The following is a 23703-nucleotide window of genomic DNA, read 5'->3' as shown; positions in this document are numbered from 1 at the left end:
GCTCTGCTCCTATCCCCAAATACCTGTATCATTGATATTGGTCAAAGTTTTTTCAATATTTTCTGTCAAAATCGTAATGTGTCCCATTTGACTTCCATTAACAGGTTCTTCTTTGCCATAATAATGAAAATGCCAGTCAGGCTTCAATTGGATCTGCATTTCAGATCCTCTCATATGTTCGCCAAAAATGGAGACGGTCACAGCTGGCGAAAGCAAGTTCACTTCAGGCAAAGGCCAGCCGCAAATCGCTCGGATATGTGCTTCAAATTGTGACATAGAACAAGCTTCCAAACTATAGTTTCCAGAACTATGAGGCCGTGGAGCCAACTTATTAACATATAAAGCGCCGGATGGTGTTAAAAACATGTCGATACCTAATGTTCCTACTAAATTCAACTGATCAGCGATTGACTTACTGATTCTTTCTACTTCCTCGGTTACCTCTATTGGAACCCGAGCTGGAACAATCGTTTCGTGAAGCTTGTTTTGACGGTGAATGGTTTCAGCTACTGGAAAAGTAGCAATTTTTCCTGCTTCATCTCGAACGATCACAATCGATAATTCTCGTTCAAATGGGATCCAAGCTTCAAGTACACATGTACCGAACTGCAATAATTCGGCACATCCTGCTATGTCTTCTTCATCATAAAGAACACGTTGTCCTTTATCATCGTCTGTCCCCCTGATCGTTTTCAAAATACAAGGAAAGCCAATTGAACTAACTGATTCTTTGATATCTTCCAGACTGATAATAGTGGCATAAGGAGATGAATTGATATTGTTCATTTCTAAGTACGCTTTTTCTAATAAACGATCTTGCGTAATCGATAAGAGTTCGCTTCCTTGAGGAACAGAGACCGTTTTTTTCAATCGGTCCACTCTATCTGCGTCTACATTTTCGAACTCATAAGTCAGTACATCACTTTTCATGGCTAAATCCATCAATGCTTCTTGGTTATCGTATTTAGCTACAATGTGCCAGTCGGCTATTTGAGCAGTTGGGCAATTTTTTTCGGGATCTAACACTCCGACATGATACCCCATTTGTTTAGCTGCTAAGGCCAACATGCGTCCTAATTGACCGCCACCAATAATACCAATAGTTTCTCCAGGAACGATTAAATTAGGCAAACTCATCACTACTTTCTACTACAATTTGGTTTAACAGGTTATTTCTGTAATCTTAGTTTATCAGTTATCCTGTTATCTGTCATGGACAACCTTGCTGAAATTCACTGAGTTGAACCAATGACCTTATATTTTTCCGCGTTTCTTCAGCGCCATTCTTCTTGTTTTCACTTTTTTGGTCCAAAAACCACCGCTAATGAATTTCGGTTCATAAGAAATAACAAAAGCTTTCGGTTCTATTTCACTGATTTGTTTGTATAATTTCCGTTCTGATTTTCGCGTAGTTAAAACTTCTAACACCAAACGATCGCCTTCTCTTCCGAGTGCAAGACTAGTCGTTACACCGTAACCCAATTCCCGTAATCGCTCCGAAATATCGCTTTTAGTATCGGGTACAATCGTTGTAACCATTATGTGTCCTAACGCTAAGTATTCTTCAATTTGGATTCCCACAGCTATCCCGACTCCATAGCCTAGTGCATAAGCGGCAATATTCCAAAAGTTATCGAGTCGGTCAAGAACCAAGCCTAGCCCCACGACGTAAATCGTAATCTCAACCATGGATACAAAAGGAGCAATCAACCGATAGCCTTTCATGGTCAGCATAAAACGAATCGTATTCAGTGCAACATAAGCTAAATTAATAAGAAAAATAAGTGCCAAGAATTTTACATCTACATCCATTTTCTAAAAACGCCCCTAACGATACTATCTTTATTTTACTGCCATTTAAGACTAACAAATTATTTTTAAATAGCAAGAAAAAATGCCTGCTTGCTTGTTCTTTTTTAATTTGGGACTTTGATACCCAGTCACAAAAAACTGTTGAAACTTATTTTTTATCATCATTCCATTTTATCTCCCGTTCAAAGAATTCTATTTCACATTTCATTAGTGAAAATGTGGAATCAAATTTCTTCATAAAGTATTCAATATGTTCTTGCCTAATATATGGATGGAGAGCAAGAGGTCTTATGTTACTTAAAAGGGATTTGCCTACCATATCCTTATATTTATTTGACTGATATGGTCCCTATTACGTATTTGCCTACCATATCCTAGGTTTTATTACTCTATATGGTCCTATAATGGCTTTTCCTACCATACGCCTACCTTTTTCTCCTTCATATGGTCCTTAACAATTTTTAATTTCTCAATTCGAATCTTTTCGCTCACAGCCGAAAAGCACAACTTGGTCTATTGAGCTAATGTTGTACCAATTACTATAGAAAGAAAAAAACACTACTGATTTTCAACTATTAAAAAAATACTACGACCAGCTGGTGCATTGGCCGTAGTTATGTGTCTATTGATTACATCACTTTTTGTAATTCTGTAGGTGTTTTTTCTACTTGAGGTGCTGCTGTTATTTCCTCACGTCCATGGTGGACGATACTATTCAATAGAATAGCTGTGATACTTGTGACGACTATCCCATTTCCAGTAAACGTTTGGACGGTAGCTGGTAAGTGAGCAAATAATTCTGGCACAACGGTTACGCCTAATCCTAGTCCAAGCGATAAAGCTACGATCATCAAGTTGCCTTCTTTGTTTAGATCGACACGACCCAACATTTTGATTCCTTGAGTGGCTACCATTCCGAATAAGATCACCATAGCTCCGCCTAAAACAGGTTCAGGAATAATGGTTGCGAAAGCACCGATCTTTGGCATCAAACCTAATAACATAAGAAATCCTGCTGCAAAATAAATCGGCTTGCGTGTGCGGATACCGGACATTTGTACTAGTCCCACGTTTTGTGAGAAAGCCGTATAAGGGAAAGTATTAAAAATTCCGCCTAGAATAATCGCTAACCCTTCTGCGCGATACCCTCTTTTTAAATCTTGCTCTTCAATTTTTTGTTTAGTCACATCACCCAATGCGAAGTAGACGCCAGTTGATTCAACCATACTGACAATTGAAATTAGAATCATGGTCAAAATCGAAGACCATTCGAAAACCGGCGTTCCAAAGTAGAAAGGACGTGGTATGTGGAACCATGAAGCTTCAGCAACAGGAGCCAAACTCACCATTCCCATAACTGCTGCAACGGCTGTTCCTGCAATCAAGCCAATAATAATAGCCAGTGAACGGATAAACCCTTTAGCAAACAATTGAATACATAAGATAATCGCTACAGTCAGGAAAGCTAAAAACAAAGCTTTGCCTGATCCAAAACCAGCAGCCGTTTTTGAACCGCCGCCCATTTTTTCAATTCCTACTGGGATCAATGTCAGTCCAATTACAGTGATCACTGTTCCAGTTACAACAGGAGGGAAAAAACGTTTGATCTTAGAAAACAAACCGGCAATCAATAGCATAAAAATTCCTGAAGCAATAATAGCGCCATACATGACTCCGATTCCATCAGATGAACCAATCAAAATCAAGGGCGACACAGCTTGCATGGCACAGCCCAATACAACAGGCAGTCCAATACCAAAATAACGGTTAACAAATAGTTGCAGTAATGTAGCTACTCCGCACATAAATATATCAATGGATACCAGATAAGTCATTTGTTCTGAGTTGAAGCCGATTGCTCCCCCGATCAATAAGGGAACTAACACCGCGCCGGCATACATGGCTAATACGTGCTGCAATCCTAAAGCTGCTGCTTTTCCATTTGTTAACATCTTAGTTATTCCCCTTTTCTTCAACGAATTTAACGATTCCATCTTCAAAAGCGCGAATACGTGCTAAAGAATAAATGTCAAAACCTTGTTCTTCCAATTCTTGTCGGCCTCTTTGAAAAGATTTCTCAATCACGATTCCGATGCCTGAAATGGTTGCACTCGCTTGTTGGCAGATATCAATCAGCCCTTTAGCAGCTTGTCCGTTAGCTAAAAAGTCATCGATTAAAAGGACGGTATCTGTTTCATCCAAATAGTTTTTAGAAATGGAGATAGTATTTGTTGTGTTTTTCGTATAAGAATGCACAGTGGAAGAATATAAATGATCAGTCAAAGTTAAACTTTTATGTTTACGGGCAAAAACAACTGGCACACCTAATGCTAATCCGGCAAAAACTGCAGGAGCAATTCCTGATGTTTCAACGGTTAGAATTTTGGTAATTCCTTTATCAGCGAAATAAGCGGCAAATTCATTTCCCATTGCTTCCATTAAAACAGGGTCTATTTGATGGTTCAAAAAGTTGTCTACTTTTAAAACATCTGCTCCTAGGACAACGCCGTCTTTCAAAATACGTTCTTCTAATAATTTCATTTCATCCAACCTTTCTTTTTTTAACAACTATAAAAATCCCAACATGAAAAGTAAAAGAAAAAGCCTCTTTTTCTCTGCTTAAAGGTTCTTAAGCAAAGAAAAAAAGGCCACTGAATCTGATTGGATTCAACTTGTTTTATTTTCTTTACTTATAGTCCAGTATTTACGGTACTGGGTAGAGACTTGCCATCCATATTTTGGCATTATATAAGTTAATGTACGTTGAATATACGCTTTTTAGTTCTTAACGTCAATAGTTTTCTTTATTTCTCATCTAATTATTACTGATTATGAACTTTAAGTCGAAATAAAATCGCAATGTTCGCTTTTAACAAAAAACTTGACGAGTAATGAAGTTTCCATCACTCATCAAGTTCAATTGGTTATACAAGAATTCCCTCTTCTGCTTCTTCAACTCGATCTACAAATAGATTCACCAGTCTCGAGCCTTCAATTGCATTTGCCGTAAATACATAGTCCGCATAGTGAACAACAGCTTGTTCTTCTGCGTTTGGGATGCTGCCATATTGCATAATAAAAAATCCAGCAATAGAGTCTACATCGTTTGATTCTATTTTTGTTTTAAAGAATTCATTGAACTTAGATAAGGGTGTAGAACCATCAACTAAATACCGTACTTCAGAGAGCTGTTCGATCATTTTATACGTTTCATCGTATTCGTCATCAATATCTCCAACGATTTCTTCTAATAAATCTTCAAGGGTAGCTACTCCAACCACTCCTCCGTATTCATCATTTAAAATCGCCATCTGGTTACGTGTGCGTTTTAATTCATAAAGTAAATCATCCATAAAAATGGTTTCCGGCACATATAAAGGCGGATTCAAGACGTCTTTGATGTCAATATCATCCAGACTTGTCGTTCTAGAAGCTTTCAACAAATTTTTTACATGGACTATCCCGATAATATTATCCTTGTCCCCTACATAAACAGGTACACGAGAATAAGTACAGTCCAACAATAAAGGAATGTTCTCTTCAGTCCCATCTTCATAATCAATCATGTAGGTATCAGTCCGGGGCACCATGATTTCTCTGGCCATCTTTGTATCCATTGACAGGACACCTTTTAACATTGTAAATTGTTCAACATCAATAGCTCCATTTTTCTGACTGCTTTCCAGGTAGGAACGAAATTCATCACGCGTCATTTTTTCTTCTTTTTTAGAAAAATCAATTGGCGTTAGTTTCTTCAAGGTACTTGTAGAAAAAGAAAGCAATTTAACAAATGGTATAGCTAACGTTTGAACAATTCTAATCGGTCCAGCAGTAAATCGAGCCACTTCTTCGGCTTTTTGCAAAGCGATTTGCTTAGGGTACAATTCACCAAATACAAGAGTAATATAAGACAAGACAACAGTTACTATGACGATTGCCAATTGTTTGCCTCCTGGTATGCTGACCAAGAACGGTTCCAGCAATGAAGCAAAACTAGTAGCGGCTGAAGCACTTGAAATAAATCCTGCTAAGGTAATAGCTACTTGAATAGTAGCTAAAAAGTTATCTGGATTTGCCAATAAGTTTAAAACATTAACAGCCTTTTTATCTCCTGATGCTGCTTTTTCTCTTACTTTTCCTTGATTTAGAGATACAAATGCCATTTCTGCGGATGCAAAGAAAGCATTGACTCCGGTTAACACAATAATGAGTATAATCTGTCCTACCATCGACTGACTGTCGGGGTCTGAATTCATAAAGCGTGATCTCCTTCTAAATTTTACATTTTTCGATTAGGAAAAACATACCATAATTTTTAATCCATGGCAACAACTTCTTTATTTTAATAAGCTTTCCATTTGCTCCAAGACGGGCTTCAACGTAGTGACTACATCTCCGCTCGATTTCCCTTCAATCAGTGCTACCATTAAATAGCTATTATTTTCAGCATCAAAGGCTAGCAAGAATCCATTTGTTTCTGCTTCTTCATCCGCATTTTCAGCTTCTTGTGTTTCCGCGGTACCTGTTTTAGCAGCTAATTTTTGGTCAATCGAAGCTAAGCTGTGTGCTGATCCTGCTGGATTTTCTACTACTTGAATCAAATCATTTTTAATAATCGTTGCAGATTCTGCTGTGACAGGCATTTTAGGTTCTGCGACTTTTTGATCTGATGTTAATTTAGGGTAAATCAATTTTCCTTCATTTACAAAAGGTGTATACGAAACAGCTTGTTGAATAGGATTCAATAATAGCTGTCCTTGTCCGTAAGCCGTGTCGGCCAATAAGGATTCACTATCTAACTTGCCGTCATTTGAGATTTGAGCTTCATTCATCACAATGGGTAATTTTAAATCTTCGCCAAAGATAAATTTGGATAGCCCTTCTTCATATTTATTTTGACCTATTTCTAAAGCTTCTTGAGCAAAATAAATATTGTCTGAATGGACATAAGCTGATTCCAGATTTACTTCTGGAGTATCCGCTACACGTACGATAAAATGATCGCCCCAAGAACTATCTTTTTGCCATTTTAACCCACTGATTTTATGGGTCTTCTCTGGTGTCGTAACACCGGAATCCAATCCAATAGCTCCAGTGATCGTTTTAAACGTTGAGCCTGGAGCATAGCCGGCTGCGTATCGTGCTAAGAACGGACTGTTTTTGTCATCCGCATATTTTTGATATTCTTTTGAACTGATACCCGCTGTCATTAAGTTCGCATCATAGGAAGGTGTGCTGACTAAGGCCAATAAGCTGCCATCTGTAGGATCCATCAACACTGCTGAGCCTTTTTCTCCCTTCAATTGGTCATAAGCCGCTTTTTGCAGGTCCGCATTGATGGTCAACGTAATGTCTTCTCCATTTTCAACTTCTGTTTCTTGCAGCACTTTTTTCAATGTATCTGTTTCATCATTGATAACGATTCGTCCGCCTTTTTGGCCGCTCAACCGGTCATTGAATGTTGCTTCTAAGCCAGATTTCCCAATCACATCGCCTGTTTGCAGTGTTGGATTTTTTTCTATATCTTCTGCTGTTGCTTCGCCAACATATCCAATCAAGTGAGCTGCTGCTTCATTTAAGGGATAAGTCCGCATCGTTTTCTCTTGGTAAAGAACTCCGGGCACCTCTGGAGTTTCACCGTCATTCACCACTTTAAACGGTACAAAACTATCTTCCGTCACCCAGTCTGCTGCAAGTACTTTTTCTAATTGTTCAACAGACACATCGAAAGTGTCACTGATTTTTTTTAAGTTGTTTTCTTTTTCGTTTCCTTCACCTAAAGCGGCAGGATGTATTCCAGCGTCCCAGCCTTTACCTTCAGTAGCCAAAGGCGAACCATCAGCTGCTAAGATATTGCCTCTTTCACCGACTGTAGAGGTCAAACTAATTTTATCGTTTGGTTCTAAATCAGGAAAGATCAATTGTGTCGTCCAATCGATTTGATAATCGCCATCGACTTTGTTCATTGTGGTGGAATAGGATTGTTTGTCCAATTTTCCTAATGAAGTTTCCATTTCTACATCATAGGAGATAGCGTATTGTTGTTTTTCTTTAGTAGAGTCAACTTGTACATTGCTGACTTTTAACTTTCCTGCTCCTACTCCGCCATAGACGGTTTCATACCGTTTTGTCATTTTATCTTTGGTATAACCAATATCTTTTAAGGATTTTTCTGAAACGACTTTGCTCATTGCTGAATAGTCTTGTTTTTTCAAAGCCGTTATATAAGTGTCTATGGTCGTTTGAGCCGCTTTTTCATCACGTGCTGTAGACCAATAATAATAACCGACCCCTCCACCGATCACAACTAAGATGGTCAGTAACACGATAAGTACTTTACCGCCGAATGGGCTTTTTTTCTTTTGATTCCGTGAAGTAGATTTCACAAATTCTCCTCCTTAGAGTAATATCCTGAAACCAACTAAAATGAAGGTTTAGTTGCTAAGTTTTTTTCTATGCTTTTCCTAAAATTGCTGTGTGTCTATCAGGGTCACTTCGCATCCTGTTCTTCTTCGTAGGCGTCTTCTTCTTGGTGGCGGTATTTTTTCATTTTTTTACTGAATAGCTGTCCGTTGCTTGGCGGTGTATACGTAATGGCATTGGCTCCGGCTTCAATCGTTTCAATAATGCTTTCTACTGTCGGTCCGCCTGTTGCTATAATTGGCAACTCAGGATAATGTTTACGAACTTCACGGACAATATGAGCAGTATTTGCTGCTCCGCTGATATTTAAAATGTCGACGCCCGCATCTAATTTTTCTTGAATATCTGTAAATTCCGAAACAACTGTCCAAATAATGGGAACATCAACTACTTCGTTCACTTCTTTAATGGTATCCAATGGAGTCGGTGCGTTTAATACAACGCCTATACAACCATGTGCTTCTGCAAATAAGGCAATGTTAGATGAACGATGTCCATGCGTTAGACCACCACCGACTCCTGCTAAAACTGGCATACTTGCCACAGTTGTGATGCCATTGATAATAGCTGGATGAGGCGTAAAAGGATAAACAGCAATCACGGCATCTGCATCATTGTTCATGATAATGGCTATATCCGTTGTAAAAATCAAAGAACGGAACCGCTTACCATTGATTACGATTCCGCTTGCCTTCCGAATGACTTCCGGTACCGCAACATAATCTCTTCTTAAATCTGTTGTAATTTTTGGGGCTGCTTTTTTAATGTGTTCTTCCACTACTAATTCCCTCCTTAAAGCCTTTTTGTTTCTATCGTTATTTTAACGAATTATTTTCCACATAGCTAGACTTATTATTTAGCCATCTATTCCTAAATTTATGAATATAGTTGATTGGTAGTTAGAGAAAATCAGCATGATTTTTCAATCATACTGATTTAAATTAAATTCTTCGATTAAGCTGATCAACTTTTCGGGATAGTCAGGATCGGTAGCATAGCCGCTTGCTTCTAATGCATGAGCAGCTTCTTTGTAATCTTTTGCTGCTAAAACTGCAGCATATTGATCGGGATTCCAAGTAGTTCCCTCAACAAATAATTTGGCATGATCATCCATCGATTCTTGCCAACTGGTGTATTTTCTAAAAGGGGCTTCAACCTCAATCCATTGTCCATCTACAAACTCTTTTGTATTCATGACAACTGTTTGCTCTGGGTCGCTGCCTTTGATACCAAAAAAATTATTGTTTTTAAGGGAGAGTTCGCTTCTGCCCCAATCTGATTCTAAAATAGCTTGAGCTATGCTGACGCTTGGTAAAATTGCGTATTTTTCTTCTAAGATCTGGGCATAGTCTGCTGTTCGTTCGATAAACTCTTGTTTGTTGCTAGTTTCATCTGAAAAAGGCTCGGTTATAGTAGGAGCGATGGTTGAAGTTAACAAAACCAATGCACCAAAAAAAATAAACACAATTAAAAATATACTGAACAACACATAGCTAGGCGATAGTCGAAAAAACTTTCGTGAAGCTTTTTGATACTTTTTCTTTGGCTTATATTTTTTGGGAGTCTTTTTTTGAGACAATTCACTCCTCCTTTCTATAGTTGCTTAGCCATTATTTTCCTGCTTCTGTTAACAAATCAATGTATTCTTCAAGCGAAAGGTCATATTTCTCGATGTATTTTGCATTTTCAACTCCGACATAACGGAAATGCCATGATTCATACTCTATACCGGTTTCTTTTTCTTTTCCTTGCGGATAGCGCAAAATAAATCCATAATCAGTCATGTGGTCAACCAGCCAATGTTGCGAGTCTTGCGTATCGTATTCTGGAATCAATCCTTTACCAGTATCTAACCATTCATCATCTACGATATCAACTGCAAGTCCTGTATGGTGTTCGCTGCCACCAGGAAGAGCAATGTAATCTTCTGTTTTTTTCTTTGCTTCTTCTTCTGAATAATCTTGGTCAATGTAACGTTGAATACTGCTGTCATAATTTGTTTGTTGTAAGTCCACTGAACGATAACTAGAAGCCAATACAATATTAAAGCCGGCTTTTGATGCTGCCTCCAGCCAGTGATCATAGTCTTCTTTCATCCGTTCATCGATCATATAACCGCTTGGCAAGGTTGTTAACGGTATCTCTAAATCTGGGTCAATCGGTTTTTCATTATTTACCAAGAGTAAATTCCAATCAGCTGTAGACACATCAGGCAGTTCATCTAGCATAGCCTGGTGTTCTTGTTCTTTTTTCAACTGTTGTTCTTCTGCGGGAGTCAAGCTCTTCTCAGAAGATGCAGCTGAAGTAGCCGTCTCTGTCTTTGTAATTTTTTGAGTCATATCTGATACAGTATTTTCTACTGCACTACATCCGCTTAAGAGTCCAATCGACACAAAAAGTACTGCAAATTTCTTGTACATATTTTAAAGCCCCATTCTATTCAAGTTTACCAAAAATCATTTTTAGACCAGAAATAAAAAATGAACTACTGCATTTGCTTTACCAACCATTTTAAGTTTGGCAGAAAATACCCATCCTCTGTTTACGTTTCTTTATTTCTTGGCAAATTCACCATTGATGCATTTTCCTCCAACTCGCTTTCTCTCACTGATGCTGCTCATAAACACAATGATTTCATTCAAAAGCGTGTCCTTTTTGTTTCATCTTCTATAATAACATTAATCGCTAAAATCGTCATAAAAAAGTTGCGCTAATGGAGAGAAAATACAAAAAAACTGCACGGAGGAATTCCGAATACAGTTTTTTTCTTCCATATAAGACTCGTTTAGATAGGGTAATGTTCTTCCACATTTTCTTTGAACCATTCAAGAAGGTCTTGTTTTTCTGTTTCAATTTGCTGCTGAATCACACCCGGCAATCGCAGCTCAATTCGATCTTTATAACTCCAAAAATCGTAGTTCATTTCAATTCTCAATACTGTCCCATTTAATTTACGGTGTTGTTCATCTGACTCTTCTTCATTTTCTGTTTGGAACTCTAGTTCAGCGTTGCCGCTATTGACCCATTTTTTAGCCACATGAAATTTAATAGCTGCGTATTCTCCAATGGGTTTGGCTTCTACTTCTGGGAAAAAAGTAGCATTTCGAATAACTTTTTGGACAAGCATCCATTCATAATCAGTAAATAAATTAATGATTGCCTGCATATTATTCGGTCTTAAATTGAGTTCGCCATTTTTCCAACGGTCCCAGTTTTGCGGAGTGATATCTAATTGGGTTGAATAAAAGGCTTTTTCACTCATATATTTTTCTTTGATCGTGTGTAAAACAATCTGAATAAGTGCTTCTTGCATAATACAGTCCCCTTTCTTTCTAGCTGGATAAATTACTTTATAAGTGCTAATTCCATTTTACACTTAAAGCTAAAAAAACTAAAGTGTAAGAATAAATCACGTTGTTGGCGAGCCCATGGAGCTCTAAGGCTGTAAATGTGGTTAAAATAAAAATCGCCAATAAGAAAGACTGCTGTATCAGCATTTTCTTATTGGCGATTTATCATTTTTGGTATTTTGCGACTAATTAAAAAAATAAGAGAAAAAGTGCCTCAAACTACTGAAACAGTAGTAAAATATGGTTATCAGACTCATATAAGGAGGTCACTTTTCCCATGAATAGAATAACACAATTATCATTATTTGAAAACCATGAATTAGGCGATTTAGAAAAGTTGAATGATCTATTAACTGCATTACCGGATGAAAACCTGTTAACTGCATTAGAAGAAGAACGTGGAAAGGGCAGAAATGATTATCCAGTTCATACCATGTGGCGTGCTTTCGTAGCTAGTTTTGTCTTTCAACATCGCTCTGTCGCTTCTTTGATTCGAGAGTTGAAGCGGAATAGCCAACTCAGAGAACTATGCGGCTTTCAACCTCATTTTTCGCGCTCACAAAAAGGAAGGTATAGGGTTCAACTAGCTCCCACAGAAGCTGCTTTTTCTCGATTTTTAAAAAAGTTACTGCTCCATCAACACCTATTAGATGAGATGTTTACTGAATTGGTCACTACTTTATATGAAACACTGGATGGATTTGGGCAAACGTTAGCTTTAGATGGAAAAATCATCCCTTCTTATGCTACAAAACCAAATAAAAAAGTAGAACATGATGGCAGAAGAGATACTGAAGCAGATTTCACACTAAAACAATATACCACTACGACAGCCAATGGCGAGAAGATAACAAAGAAGAAAACATGGTTTGGTTATCGACTTCATTTAATCGTTGATGCAAATTATGAATTGCCTGTAGCCTACGAAGTGACTAAAGCATCTGAAGGCGAACCGACGGTCGCAAAAAGACTGATCAAACATTTTTCTACCTCACAAGCAAAACAGTGTGACTATCTTCTAGCTGACAGAGGATATGATGGAGCTCCATTATTAAGTCTCATTGAATCTAAAGAAATAATTCCCATTATTGATATTAAAAACCAGTGGGATAAAGATACGCTAACCAAACAATATCGAGATTCAGATTTGATTTATACGTATAATGGAGCCGTTTCCTATGTCGATGGAAAAGGAAATGAGATAAAGCTAGCGTATAAGGGATATGATAAGAAAACAGATTCTTTACGTTATGGATTTAAACCTCAATATCAGGATAACCGGCTTTTCAGAATAAAACGTGAAGAAGACAGACGTATATTTAACAAAGTCGCTAGGGATAGTTTTAAGTTCAAACGAATCTACAAAAAGCGAACCTCTATTGAGCGAGTAAATGGACGAATCGATCGAGATTACCTATTTGAGAATCATACGATACGAGGAAAAAAGAAACTGAATCTTTTTGTGACAATGACTTTTCTCATTATGTTAGCCTTTGCGAAAGATAAGATCAGTAAAAACCATCTAGCTCATCTAACTGCTTGGGTAGCTTAATTTTTTAAAAAATTAGAAGGGATAGTTTATTTGGCGTGCGCAAAAATAAAAGCGGAGTTAAAAAACAGACGCTTTTTTTACACAAACCATGGAATGAACTGACTACTTTTCGCTATTTTACAAATAATGAAGCCTACGGCTTATTTCTATGCTAGTTATTTTCACAAAAAATGGTACAACGTAATTTATTCTGTAAGGCTTTCCATTGCTTTCATTTCATTGCGTTGTTACAATAGAAAGGAAAAATATTTATAGTATTTGCATCGGTACATTGAGGAGGAAAATAAATGAAAGAATTAAATTGGGGTATTTTAGGATTAGGCTCAATTGCTTCAAGTTTTGCTGCTACTTTTGCAGCTGAAGACGCAAAAATTTATGCTGCTGGATCCAGAACGATTGAAAAAGCTAGTGAATTTGCTGAAAAACACGGTATTGAAAAAGCTTATGGCAGTTACGATGAGTTGCTGTCAGATCCAAATGTCGATGTTGTTTACATTGCAACACCGCACAGCCACCATGCTGATCTAATTTTAAAAAGCTTAAAAAACGGAAAGCACGTCCTTTGTGAAAAAGCGATGGTAATGAATAACCAACAATTAGAAGCTGCGATGAAAGTAGCAAAAGAAAAAGAATTGGTGTTGGCAGAAGCTATGACTATTTACCACATGCCGCTTTACCAAGAACTTAAAAAGGTTATGGCCGACGGTTCTTTAGGTAAGTTGAAAATGATCCAAGTTTCATTTGGCAGTTTGAAAGAAACTGATCCGACTAATCGTTTCTTTAATAAAGAGATCGCTGGCGGTGCATTGTTAGATATTGGAACTTATGCACTTTCATTTGCCCGCTTTTTTTTATCAAGCCAACCGAATGAAATTTTGACTACGATGAATTTTTATGAAACAGGTGTTGATGAGCAAGCAGGTGTGTTATTAAAAAACGCTGATGATGAAATAGCTACTGTTTCTTTCACTTTCCGAGCTAAAATGCCAAAACAAGGAATCGTAGCGTTTGAAAATGGTTATTTGACTGTAACAGACTTTCCAAGAGCCGATGAAGCTACATTGACTCATTCTGATGGGACAGTTGATAGGATTCAAGCCGGTGATACTCTACAAGCAATGAATTATGAAATTGCTCATGTAAATGAAATGATTCGTTCAAAAGAAGACCATAGTTCCCTTGATTTGACTTATGATGTGACTGAAATAATGGATACCTTAAGAGAAAAATGGGGTTTACATTTCGATTTTGAATAAAACTGCTCTGACTTTCAGAGAACACATCTCTTTTGGAACAAACTCATCTCTTTTTAGGACTCGTTTACCCAAAAATAAACGAGCTGGAACAAAAATCATCAATAAATGAAAAAACGTAGAAAGTACCAAAAGTTATTTTGGCAGCTTTCTACGTTTTTCTTTTCTTATTTCTTTAAAACAGCGACAACTTCGATTTCGCAGAGTGCTTTTAACGGCAACTCTTGTACTGCAAAACAAGTACGTGCTGGTTTATGCCCGTTAAATTGCTCCTCGTACACTTCGTTAAATCCTTGAAAGTTTTCCATTGTGGACAAATAACAAGTTGTTTTAACCACCTGTTCCAAAGAAGAACCCGCTTCTTCTAATACTGCTGATAGGTTTTTGATAGCTTGTTCCGTTTGTTCCTTAATCGTATCAGCTACTAGTTTTCCAGATAGAGGATCTACCCCAAGTTGTCCAGCGGGATAAACAAATTCTCCAACTTTAATGCCTTGCGCATATGGTCCGATTGGTTTTGGTGCATGTTCAGTATAAATGGTTTCTAACATTCCTATTCCCCCTATAACGATTTTTGTATTTTATTATTAAACTACTTTTTCAGTTTTTTGACCTTGTTGATAAAAAAGATCCATGTCTTCTTTAGGAACCATACTTCCGCCAGTTGCCCAAGCAATATGAGTGGCTTGGTCCATTTTGTCAGCCAAGTGATGGTCTTGAAGGTACTTCTTCCCTGCAGCAGATTGAAAAAGACGGACAGAACCAGGTACACCTGCTAATGCTGCCGGCTCTAAATAGATTTCTTCTTGATCGATCAAAGTACTTAGTAGTTCATAGGTTTGATGATCGTCTATTGTATAGGAGCCGCTAAAGAAATCTTCTAATACTTTAGCTACAAAGCCTGAAGTACGCGGTACCGCTAACCCATCTGCCACTGTTAACCCATCTAAACCAAAGTCTTTGACCGTCACGCCATCGTACTCGCCTGTCAACAGACCGACCAGCATAGAAGGAACATGCGTTGGTTCTGCAAAGAAGCAATGAACATTGTCGCCATAAATTTGCTTTAAGCCAAATGTGATCCCGCCTGGCGAACCACCGATGCCACATGGTAAATAAACAAATAAAGGATGGTCTGCATCCACTAAGATATTTTTTTCTTTTAATTGACCTTTTAAGCGATTAGCAGCTACTGTATAACCTAGAAAAAGATCTTCAGAATGCTCATCATCCACAAAATAACTCATTGGATCTAAGTCAGATTCTTGGCGGCCTTTAGTGACAGCTTTTGTAAAATCAGAGGCATGCTCAATCACAACAACTCCTTGGCTGCGCAAATAATCCTTTTTCCATTGTTTGGCTTCTACGGACATATGAACAATGACTTCAAAACCAAGCTTTGCACCTACGACACCTACACTAATCCCCAAATTACCGGTTGTACCTACTGTAATTTTATAATTAGAAAAGAACGCTCGGAACTTTTCACTTGCAAATACAGCATAGTTTTCTTCAATAGATGTAAGAAGCCCATGTTCTAAAGCTAAGTCTTCCGCATGTTTTAGTACTTCATAAATAGCGCCTCGAGCTTTGATCGTTCCGGCTATCGGCAATAAATCATCGCGTTTTAACCATAGATTTCCTTTTATCGTTTCATGGTATGTTTCTTCAAGGTATGTTTTCATATTGGAAATTTCAGTAATCGGCGATTCGATTATCCCATTAGTTGGGCGTGTTTCTGGAAATTCAACTGCTAAGTATGCTGCAAAACGGGCTAAACGCGCCTCTGCTTCATCTACATCTTTTTTTGAAAACATCGCTTTTTCCGAAGCTGTTTGAAAATTTTCTTTATTCGGATTGATCCAAAAAACTTCTTTTGTTGCTTGAATGTCTTTTAATAAAGGCACTTGTTCTTGCCAATCAGCAATCGTTTTGCCCCTTACTATGTTCCTACTCATCATTAAATCTCCTTTTCTAATTTAAAACTAAGCATAAAATCAGCTGTCTCTTTGTTTGAAAGGAAAAGCCCAACTAGCTTGCCTTATCTCTACCGTGCTTTTTACTGCTTTGAAAGTACTTAACGACGAGAATATAGCCTGCCCCTACAGTTTACTATGGAAAGGCAAGTTTATCAAAACTTAATTCCATATTCGTAAAGGTTAGTTCATAACGGCACTAGTTTTTGTTAAATAAGCTGTATTTATGAAAAAAAAGCAAGAAAATTTGAAATTGATTATCCGCTTCAAATTTTCTTGCACGTTTTCTAAGCTATTACTTTATTTTTTACTTAATTAAATAGGCCTACAATGGCTTCCCAGATTTGACGGAAGAAATCTCCGACTTTGTCTAGTACACCGCTGTCTTTTGCTTGTTGAAGTGCGTCACCAAATTTTGATTGGACAGTATCTGATAACTGTTTCAGCTGTTCTTTCACTTCTGCTGAGTCAATCGCACTAGTTTGTTGGTATTTTTCAAATAAAGCCATTAATTGATCAATTTGGTCTTGTGTGACCACATTTTCTAATTGGTTGTTCTTTAATGCATCGTTGATGATTTGTTCAATATCTTCTTTCGTTGCCAGTTTGCCTTGTTGTTCTTTTAAATCTGCCAAAGCTTGTTTGATTTCAATGATCGCTTGATCGAATTTGGCAGAATCAAAATCAGACTTTTCAGCATTTTCTTGTGCAATATCATTAGTTGTTTCCAGTTCTTTTTGAGCAATTTCCATTCGATCTTGATCCAAGTCTTCACCGTTAACATCAAAAGCTTTGTAAATACCGGTTAAGGCACTTTCTCCTGTTACTTTACTGACACTGGCAACCATTATTTTTGCGTCATTTACTCCAGCCGTAATAGCTGCATTCGCATACTGATCTTGCGTAATTTGTGTAATGTTCTCAGGAGTCTCAATCGTAACCTCTACCCCTTTGCCGGAACCTTCTTTTTGCACCAGAACCGATGAAATCATATTTGCGGTATTTCCTGAACCTTCTTTTAAGTAATTCACCAAATCAGAGCCAGTCACAGCAACACTCGCAACATTTTCAGGCTCCTCAATACCTAATAATTTTTCGGTTTCTTTGATTTGGCTGTCGGATAGTCCGCCACCATATACAAATGTTGGTTTACCCCATTTTTCATCAATCACCGTTGTATCGATTCCGTCTGATGCAGCAAAAGCAACAGCAGGAATCATACTGATTGAAGCTCCAATAAAACTAGCTGCAGCAATGGTCGTGATGCCTATTTTTTTTAGTTTATTCATTTTTTTGCTAACCCCCATTTTCTTCTGATGTTTTCACTTTTCATTTTACACTAATTCATTTCCCTTTGTCTCCTACTTAAGCCTGATTATGATTTCTTTAAGAAAACAAGAAAAGCGGGACAAGTCCGCCATGACTCGAAAGAAATTTAGGAAAGTATCACTGTGAGCAAAGCTCAAGTGTACCATGTCTCTAAGCCATTAAAATGGCAAGAGCCATGGCAAATGAGCATCATAGAGCGCAATTGCTAGGAGACTTCCAGCTTTAGCTGGTTACGTCGACTAGTATAAAGCTCGCGTAGCGAGACTTTAGGCCCTTTATTTATCTAATTTCCGAGAGGCAGACTTGTCCCGCTAGACATTGAATGCAGAAAAAATTATTATACACTACTCAGCAAAAAAAGAATGGGCGCAATGTCCCATTCTAGTTGTTTTTAGGTTCTTTAGAGATTGCTGAACTGATTGTATACCCTTCTGTGGTTAAAATTTCTTTGATTTCTTCTAATTGAAGACTATCCATTTGAATAACGACTTGAGTGACTTCTTTTTGTCGGTAAACAGCGATTTGATTGATACTGATATTATCTGCTGCCAAAATATTGGTAATGTCTTCTAATATTCCCGAATGATCCTCTGGAATGTCGATAACGATCCGACTGCCTTTGTTGTTGTACCCCATAACGTCAATAAAAGCTCTAAAAAGGTCTTTATCTGTGATGATTCCAATTACTTTATCTTCATCTTCTACAACTGGCAAAGCACCGACCTCGTCTTCCAGCATTCTAACTGCTGCTTCTTCGAGCAAATCCGTTGCACTGATCGTTACCACTGTTTTATGCATGATATCGCCGACAGTCGTTTTAGTTAACAAATAATTCAATTCATGAATACTTAGACTTGTCGCAGTTGAGGGTGAGTTTTCCTGAATGATCTCTTCCGTTATCAACCCTACCATCCGTCCATTTCTAACGACTGGCAACCGATGAAAATTGCGTTCTTTCATAATGTCGAGTGCTTCAAGAACTTTCGTATCTTCAGGAACTGTTACGACTTCTGCAGTCATATAATTTTGTACATTCATCCTTTTTACCCTCCTAAGTAAGCTTTTTGAACTTCATCACTGGCTAACAATTCTTGTCCTGTACCCGATTGGACCATTTTTCCGGTTTCTAAAACATAGCCACGATCTGCTATTTCCAAGGCTACTTTAGCATTTTGTTCAATCAGTAAAATGGTAGTGCCTTGCTCATTGATCATTTTAATGATATTAAAAATTTCTTTGATAAAAATCGGCGCCAATCCCATTGAAGGCTCATCCAGCAGCAGCAACTTCGGCCGTGACATTAAAGCCCGCCCCATCGCTACCATCTGTTGTTCGCCGCCGGATAAAGTAGCCGTATCCTGCTTTTTGCGTTCTCCTAAAACGGGGAAACGATCAAAAACCATTGCCAAATCCTTTTGGATCTCGCTTTTGTCTTTGCGCAGATACGCTCCCATCTCCAAATTTTCTAAAACACTCATTCCGCCGAAAACATGTCGACCTTCTGGAACTTGTGAGATACCCAATTCAACGATTTTTTTAGTGGTTTCTTTTTGGATCGGTTGGCCTTTATACAGAATTTCTCCTGAGGTTGGGCGATGCAATCCGGAAATCGCTTTAAGAATCGTTGATTTACCCGCTCCATTGGCTCCGATCAATGAAACAATCTCTCCTTCATTGACTTCAAAACTCACTTCTTTAGTAGCTTGAATAACGCCATAATGAATCGTCAGTTGGTTTACGTGTAACATACCTAATCACCACCTAAATAAGCTTTGATAACTGCTTTATTGTTTTTGATTTCATTGGGTGTTCCATGTGCGATCATCCGCCCATACTCTAAAACATAAATACGTTCGCATACGTTCATCACTAAAGACATATCGTGTTCAATCAACAAAATAGTGATGTTGAAATCTTTTTGAATTTGACGAATCAAAGCTGTTAAGTCGGCTGTTTCTTGTGGGTTCATGCCCGCAGCCGGTTCATCTAAAAATAAAATCTTTGGTTTCGTGGCCAATGCCCGAACAATCTCCAGACGTCTTTGCTCCCCGTAAGGCAAATTTTTGGCGAGCTCCGATACTTTTGTATCCATATTGAAAATCTGCAACAGTTTAACAGCTTCTGCTTTCAGGGTTTCTTCCGATGCATAAAAAGCAGGCGTGCGAAATAGAGCAGCGATTGTGCCAACTTTGTTTTTAGCGTGCATCGCAATCAAGACATTATCTAATACGGTCAAATCTTTAAACAACCGAATATTTTGAAACGTTCTCCCTAAGCCCATATCGGTAATCGTATACGTTTTTTTACCCACTAAAGATTCTGTTTTGCTATTAGCTGTTAACTCAATGCTGCCTTCAGTCGGCTCGTAAACACCGGTCAATAAATTAAACAAAGTCGTTTTGCCTGCTCCGTTAGGTCCAATCAATCCGACTAGCTCATTATCGCCCAGTTCCATGGATACCATTGAAACAGCTGCTAATCCGCCAAAGTTTTTAGTTAATTTTTTTACTTCCAATAAACTCATTTCACTTCCTCCTTTTGCTTAGGAGTTTTAGACGTTGCTTTCTTTTTGCGGTTCAATAAGTCTGAAATGGTAAATTCTTTGGAACCAAATAAACCAGACGGCTTAAAAATCATAATGGCAATTAAAGCGACCGAGTAAAGAATCATGCGCAACTGTCCAAAAGGCTGTAAAAAGACATTGATGATGCCTAGAACGATTGCAGCCACGACACTCCCTGTCACACTGCCCAATCCGCCGAATACCACAATAATCAAGATATCGATGGATTTCATAAAGGTAAAATCAGCGGGACGGATGACACTAAAATAAGAAGCATGAAGTCCTCCGGCGACTGCTGCTGTAGCTGCACCAATCACAAAAGCAATGGTTTTGAATTTAGTTGTGTTGATCCCCATCGATTCAGCTGCGATCTCGTCTTCACGAATCGCAACGGTTGCACGACCTGCGCTGCTTTTAATGTAATTTACAATAACGATTAAAGACACAACTACAAAAATAAACGCCAATTGCCATGTGGTTAAATAAGGAATCCCGCTTAAACCAGCAGCGCCATTTGTCAAACTGCCCATATTTAGAATCGCGATTCGAATGATTTCCGCCACTCCCAAAGTAGCTATAGCTAAATAATCGCCTTTTAAACGTAAGGTTGGTATCCCAACAATTAGAGCCACTACACTCGCCACGATGATGCCCAATAAAAGACCAGCAAGCAAACCGACAATGGTCGGCAGTTTGATTGTCATGATCCCGGTACAATAAGCACCAATCGCCATAAAGCCGGCATGCCCTAAAGAAAATTGCCCTGAAAATCCGATGATTAAATTTAACCCGGTTGCCAAAATAATATTGATTAAAATCGTCATTAACGTGATTTCGTAAAAAGCATCAATTAAACCAGACGAAACACCGAATTGGATTAAGAGGAAGGCGACCGCAATAAAAATGAGCCAGCCAAGATTTGTCTTATTAAATTGCTTCATTTCTATCACCTACACTTTCTCTTTCGTATTTTTACCTAATAGTCCAGTTGGTTTCACGATCAAAATCACAATCAAAATCAAATACACAATCGCATCTTTAACTAGCGAACTGCCATATCCGCTGATCAAGGTTTCAACAATTCCAATCGTAAATCCGCCAAATAATGCGCCTGGGATAATCCCAATCCCACCTAAAACGGCTGCAATAAATGCTTTTAGACCAGGTGCCACTCCCATCATTGGATCAATCGAGTTGTAATACATTCCGACTAGTACACCAGCAGCCCCGGCTAATGCGGATCCAAGAATAAAGGTAAAGGAAATAACATTATCAACGTTGATTCCCATTAAACGTGCAGCATCGGCATCTGTACTGACTGCCCGCATAGCTTTTCCCATCTTTGTTTTTTTAACAATAAATTGAAGTGCCAGCATGAGAATAACCGTGGTCGCGAAAATAGTGATTTGTGTTTGATTAACTTGAATCGAGCCCAAACTGTATACCTTTTTTGTAATGACTTGCGGGAAAGCTCTGACTTGAGGCCCCACTAGGTAAATCATGCCATTCTGCAATAAAAAGGAAACGCCGATCGCTGTGATCAAAGCTGCGACTCGTGTTGCATTCCGTAAGGGTTTATAAGCAATTCGTTCAATAAGGGCTCCTAATGCTGCACAAAGCAACATAGAAATAATCAATGAAGGAATCAATCCTAAATGAAAAACATTAATTGTTGTGTAGCCAATGAAAGCACCCACCATATAGATTTCTCCATGGGCAAAGTTGATTAATTTAATAATGCCGTAAACCATTGTATACCCTAGAGCAATTAGTGCATAAATGCTTCCTAATGAAAGCCCATTAATGAGTTGTTGAATAAAGTTCTCCATAAGGCTCCTCTTTTCTGATAAATGTTAAGAGGCACAAAGCTACGATCAGCTCCGCACCTCTTTTTTTGATCTTGTATTATTTTGGCGCTACTTCTGTTCCACCAGCTTCTTCTCCTTTTTGCAATTCAATAACAAAGACGGATTTAACTGGATTGTGATTTTCATCAATTGAGAAATTACCGGTAACTCCTTGGAAATCAGTGATTTTTTCGAGTGCTTTAGCCACTTCTTCAGGGTCGCTGCTGTCTGCTTCTACGATTCCTTGTTTTGCCAAGTAAACAGAATCATACGCTAATGCTGAAAATGCATCCGGCTCTGTTTTGTATTCTTCTTTATAAGCTTTAATAAAGTCTTGAATATTTTTTTCTTCATTGTTCAAAGAGAAATGAGCAGAATAATAAACATTTGAAACATTCTCTTCACCGGCTAAATCAAGCAAGGCCTGGTTACTAAATCCGTCTGCTCCTAAGATTGGCTGTTCAATTCCCATTTCGCGCGCTTGTTTAATAATCAAACCAGCTTGTTCATAGTAAGCAGGCATATAGATGACATCAAAATCTTTGCCTTTGATTCGAGTTAAAATAGCATTAAAATCTGTATCATCCGCTGTAAAGTTTTCATCAGCCACAATTTCACCTTCATAAGAGTCCTTGAAAGCTTTAGTTAATCCAATTGCATAGTCGCTGGAGCTGTCTCCGATAATCACAGCTTTCTTAGAGTCTAAGTGATCCGTAGCAAAGTCTGCCAATGCCACTCCTTGGAAAGAGTCTTGGAAACCTGTTCGGAAAACGTAAGGCTGAACTTTTCCTTGGTCATCTAACGTTAAACTATCATCTGTCCCAGAAGGTGTGATCATAGCAACTTTAGCTCTCGTTACTGATGGAGTAGCTGATTTTGTTGTACCGCTGGTAGCTGGTCCAACGATGACCGAAACTTTTTCTTGTGTAGCCAGTTTCGTTGCGATACTAGCTGATTCAGTTGTATCAGATTTATTGTCTAATTCGACATACTTTAATTGTTTCTCCAAAACTCCGCCAGCTTCATTGATTTCTTTGATTGCCAGCTTTGCTCCATTCGATTCTGCTGTCCCATAAGCTGATACTGGACCAGTCAGTTCAAAGTTCCCACCAATTTTAATGGTGTCTGCATCATCCGCATTTCCTTTAGCTCCGCACGCCGTAGCGAATACTGCTAGAGCTGCTAACCCGACAACTAATTTTTTCATTTGTTTTCCTCCTCATTTGCTGCTTTCTTTATTTTTAACCTTAGAAACGGATGATATATTTATTAAAATAAGATAAGATTTAACTAGATGTTTAATAGTATAGAATATTCTGACAATTTAAGCAATAGCAAATTTATTTTTTTCTGAGGAAAAAATGTAGCGTTACCTTTCTTATAAAAATACTCAAAATGTTCTTAACTACCCTATCGTTAGAGAGTTGCCCTTTTTACGGTACGCAAAAGAGATTTGCCTGCCTTGTCCTTGTATTTTTTTGAGTCATACGTTACGTATAACGTGTTTGCCTAACATATCCTATATTTTTCCTGCCTGATATAGGAGGCAAAATGTTTTTTCCTCCTATACGGTTGCCATCTTCCCCTTCATATATTCT

The 23703-nt window shown here is 38.1% G+C and carries 21 protein-coding genes and 1 riboswitch; of the genes, 2 read left to right on the top strand and 19 right to left on the bottom strand.

What is annotated here, in order from left to right; genetic code table 11:
• Window positions 1-9 precede the first annotated feature (9 nt).
• The 10 genes from purK to BR87_RS11785 form a co-directional block, all read right to left on the bottom strand.
• Window positions 10-1137 carry a 5-(carboxyamino)imidazole ribonucleotide synthase gene (gene purK / locus BR87_RS11830; RefSeq protein WP_035032520.1) on the bottom strand — a complete coding sequence of 376 codons (1128 nt, stop codon included), beginning with the start codon at window positions 1135-1137 and terminating at the stop codon, window positions 10-12.
• A gap of 117 nt (window positions 1138-1254) precedes the next feature.
• A complete protein-coding gene (locus BR87_RS11825) occupies window positions 1255-1812 on the bottom strand; it encodes a DUF2179 domain-containing protein (RefSeq protein WP_035032517.1) in 558 nt (185 codons plus the stop codon).
• Window positions 1813-2441: 629 nt separating this feature from the next.
• The gene (locus tag BR87_RS11820) at window positions 2442-3764 is read right to left on the bottom strand and encodes a nucleobase:cation symporter-2 family protein (RefSeq protein ID WP_051929870.1); all 1323 of its coding nucleotides are present in this window, start codon (window positions 3762-3764) and stop codon (window positions 2442-2444) included.
• A gap of 1 nt (window position 3765) precedes the next feature.
• On the bottom strand, window positions 3766-4353 hold the full coding sequence (locus BR87_RS11815; protein WP_035033266.1) for a xanthine phosphoribosyltransferase: 588 nt from the start codon (window positions 4351-4353) through the stop codon (window positions 3766-3768).
• 132 nt (window positions 4354-4485) lie between these two features.
• Window positions 4486-4584, bottom strand: a riboswitch (purine riboswitch).
• Between the two features lie 152 nt (window positions 4585-4736).
• Window positions 4737-6068 (bottom strand): hemolysin family protein, encoded by a 1332-nt coding sequence (locus BR87_RS11810; RefSeq protein WP_035032514.1) that lies wholly within the window; start codon window positions 6066-6068, stop codon window positions 4737-4739.
• Between the two features lie 81 nt (window positions 6069-6149).
• Entirely contained in the window at window positions 6150-8198 is a 2049-nt protein-coding gene (gene pbp4, locus BR87_RS11805; protein WP_035032511.1) for a penicillin-binding protein PBP4(5), read from the bottom strand.
• A gap of 104 nt (window positions 8199-8302) precedes the next feature.
• Window positions 8303-9013 (bottom strand): beta/alpha barrel domain-containing protein, encoded by a 711-nt coding sequence (locus BR87_RS11800; RefSeq protein ID WP_035032508.1) that lies wholly within the window; start codon window positions 9011-9013, stop codon window positions 8303-8305.
• A 144-nt stretch (window positions 9014-9157) separates the two neighbouring features.
• Complete coding sequence (locus tag BR87_RS11795) at window positions 9158-9814, bottom strand: glycoside hydrolase family 73 protein (RefSeq protein ID WP_035032505.1); 657 nt, start codon at window positions 9812-9814, stop codon at window positions 9158-9160.
• A gap of 31 nt (window positions 9815-9845) precedes the next feature.
• Window positions 9846-10655, bottom strand: a complete 810-nt coding sequence (locus tag BR87_RS11790) for a M15 family metallopeptidase (protein ID WP_035032502.1) — start codon at window positions 10653-10655, stop codon at window positions 9846-9848.
• 365 nt (window positions 10656-11020) lie between these two features.
• Complete coding sequence (locus tag BR87_RS11785) at window positions 11021-11548, bottom strand: hypothetical protein (protein WP_035032499.1); 528 nt, start codon at window positions 11546-11548, stop codon at window positions 11021-11023.
• A 314-nt stretch (window positions 11549-11862) separates the two neighbouring features.
• Here BR87_RS11785 and BR87_RS11780 point away from each other — a divergent pair, with 314 nt between their 5' ends.
• Both BR87_RS11780 and BR87_RS11775 read left to right on the top strand, forming a co-directional pair.
• Window positions 11863-13137 carry a transposase gene (locus BR87_RS11780; protein ID WP_035029917.1) on the top strand — a complete coding sequence of 425 codons (1275 nt, stop codon included), beginning with the start codon at window positions 11863-11865 and terminating at the stop codon, window positions 13135-13137.
• Between the two features lie 287 nt (window positions 13138-13424).
• Complete coding sequence (locus BR87_RS11775; protein WP_035032497.1) at window positions 13425-14393, top strand: Gfo/Idh/MocA family protein; 969 nt, start codon at window positions 13425-13427, stop codon at window positions 14391-14393.
• A 164-nt stretch (window positions 14394-14557) separates the two neighbouring features.
• On the opposite strand, the gene BR87_RS11770 is transcribed toward BR87_RS11775, so the two are convergent.
• The 9 genes from BR87_RS11770 to BR87_RS11730 all read right to left on the bottom strand — a co-directional run bounded on the left by BR87_RS11770 (window position 14558) and on the right by BR87_RS11730 (window position 23312).
• The gene (locus BR87_RS11770; protein ID WP_035032494.1) at window positions 14558-14941 is read right to left on the bottom strand and encodes a RidA family protein; all 384 of its coding nucleotides are present in this window, start codon (window positions 14939-14941) and stop codon (window positions 14558-14560) included.
• Between the two features lie 36 nt (window positions 14942-14977).
• Complete coding sequence (locus BR87_RS11765; protein WP_035032491.1) at window positions 14978-16348, bottom strand: D-serine ammonia-lyase; 1371 nt, start codon at window positions 16346-16348, stop codon at window positions 14978-14980.
• A gap of 329 nt (window positions 16349-16677) precedes the next feature.
• Complete coding sequence (locus tag BR87_RS11760; RefSeq protein WP_051929869.1) at window positions 16678-17655, bottom strand: DUF1002 domain-containing protein; 978 nt, start codon at window positions 17653-17655, stop codon at window positions 16678-16680.
• Between the two features lie 421 nt (window positions 17656-18076).
• Window positions 18077-18733, bottom strand: a complete 657-nt coding sequence (locus BR87_RS11755; protein ID WP_035032488.1) for a CBS and ACT domain-containing protein — start codon at window positions 18731-18733, stop codon at window positions 18077-18079.
• A gap of 5 nt (window positions 18734-18738) precedes the next feature.
• Window positions 18739-19443: an ABC transporter ATP-binding protein gene (locus tag BR87_RS11750; protein ID WP_035032485.1), complete on the bottom strand. Its 705-nt coding sequence runs from the start codon at window positions 19441-19443 to the stop codon at window positions 18739-18741.
• A gap of 2 nt (window positions 19444-19445) precedes the next feature.
• Window positions 19446-20219 (bottom strand): ABC transporter ATP-binding protein, encoded by a 774-nt coding sequence (locus BR87_RS11745; protein WP_035032480.1) that lies wholly within the window; start codon window positions 20217-20219, stop codon window positions 19446-19448.
• Window positions 20216-21199: a branched-chain amino acid ABC transporter permease gene (locus BR87_RS11740; RefSeq protein WP_035033260.1), complete on the bottom strand. Its 984-nt coding sequence runs from the start codon at window positions 21197-21199 to the stop codon at window positions 20216-20218. Before BR87_RS11740 ends, BR87_RS11745 begins: the two co-directional genes overlap by 4 nt.
• A gap of 9 nt (window positions 21200-21208) precedes the next feature.
• Entirely contained in the window at window positions 21209-22087 is an 879-nt protein-coding gene (locus tag BR87_RS11735; protein ID WP_035032477.1) for a branched-chain amino acid ABC transporter permease, read from the bottom strand.
• 76 nt (window positions 22088-22163) lie between these two features.
• Window positions 22164-23312, bottom strand: a complete 1149-nt coding sequence (locus BR87_RS11730) for an ABC transporter substrate-binding protein (protein WP_035032476.1) — start codon at window positions 23310-23312, stop codon at window positions 22164-22166.
• Between the last annotated feature and the right edge of the window lie 391 nt (window positions 23313-23703).

This window comes from Carnobacterium mobile DSM 4848 (assembly GCF_000744825.1).
Classification (GTDB): Bacteria; Bacillota; Bacilli; order Lactobacillales; family Carnobacteriaceae; genus Carnobacterium_A; species Carnobacterium_A mobile.
The sequence above is the reverse complement of the archived record's forward strand: the minus strand, read 5'-3'. Positions and strand labels throughout refer to the sequence as shown.